Genomic DNA, 1,118 nt, shown 5'->3' on the forward strand with positions numbered 1-1,118 from the left:
ACGGGCACACCTGGGTCGCCGAGGCCGACACCACCCTGGCGCTGCTGCCGATCGGCTACGCCGACGGTGTGTTCCGCGCCCTGAGCGGACGGTTCGAGGTGTGGATCAACGGCAGGCGGCGACGCAGCGCCGGGCGGGTCTGCATGGACCAGTTCGCCGTCGACCTGGGCCCCGGGCCGGTCGATGTCAGCGCCGGCGACGAGGCCATCCTGTTCGGGCCCGGCAACCGGGGCGAGCCCACCGCCCAGGATTGGGCAGACGTGCTCGGCACCGTCCACTACGAAGTCGTGACCGGTCCACGCGGCCGGGTCACCCGGACCTATCTCGAGGCTGATACCGGTGGCACGTAACCGCCGGCCGCGCGCCCGCAAGTGGGCCAGGGGCTGGCTGGCCGGTGTGGCGGGGCTGACCGCGGTCGGCACCACCATCGCACACACGATGAGCCGGCGGATCAGCGCCGAAGACCCGTACGCCGACGAGGATTTCGAGATCCTCGACCACGACTGCGGTTTGACGGTGACCACCGACGACGGGGTGGCCCTGGCGGTGCGTGAGGTCGGGCCGCGGGACGCGCCGCTGACCGTGGTGTTCGCCCACGGCTTCTGCCTGCAGATGGGCTCCTTTCATTTTCAGCGCACCCGGCTGACGCGCGAGTGGGGGCCGGCTGTGCGGATGGTCTTCTACGATCAGCGCGGCCACGGCGCCTCCGATGTCGCCCCGCCCGACACCTACACCGTGCCCCGGCTCGGCCGGGACCTGGAGGCGGTGCTGAACGCGACGGTGCCGCACGGCCCGATCGTCTTGGTCGGCCACTCCATGGGCGCCATGGCGGTGCTGTCGCATGCCCGGCAGTTCCCCCGACGCTACGGCAGGCGGATCATCGGCGCGGCGCTGATCTCCTCGGCGGTCAAGGGGGTGTCGCGCTCCCCGCTGGGTGAGATGCTGCGGAACCCGGCGCTGGAGGCTGTCCAGTTCAGCGCCCGCTACGTGCCGACGCTGTTGCACCGCGGCCGCGGTGCGGCTCGTCCGGTGATCGGACCGATCCTGCGGGCCGCCTCCTACGGCCGCGAGGAGACCAGTCCGAGCGTGGTGGCGTTCTCCGAGGAGATGATGCACGC

Annotated in this window: 2 protein-coding genes; both read left to right on the top strand. The window is 71.7% G+C overall.

Annotated features, from left to right (window positions below; translation table 11 throughout):
* Positions 1-350, top strand: a 350-nt coding sequence (locus tag AC2VON_RS19135) for an alanine racemase C-terminal domain-containing protein (protein WP_486954360.1), incomplete at its 5' end; no start/stop codon positions are given.
* The coding region (locus AC2VON_RS19140) for an alpha/beta fold hydrolase (RefSeq protein ID WP_486954361.1) at positions 340-1,118 on the top strand (779 nt) is incomplete at its 3' end. The genes AC2VON_RS19135 and AC2VON_RS19140, both read left to right, overlap by 11 nt.

The sequence above is a fragment of the Mycobacterium sp. TH-M82 genome (assembly GCF_057473605.1).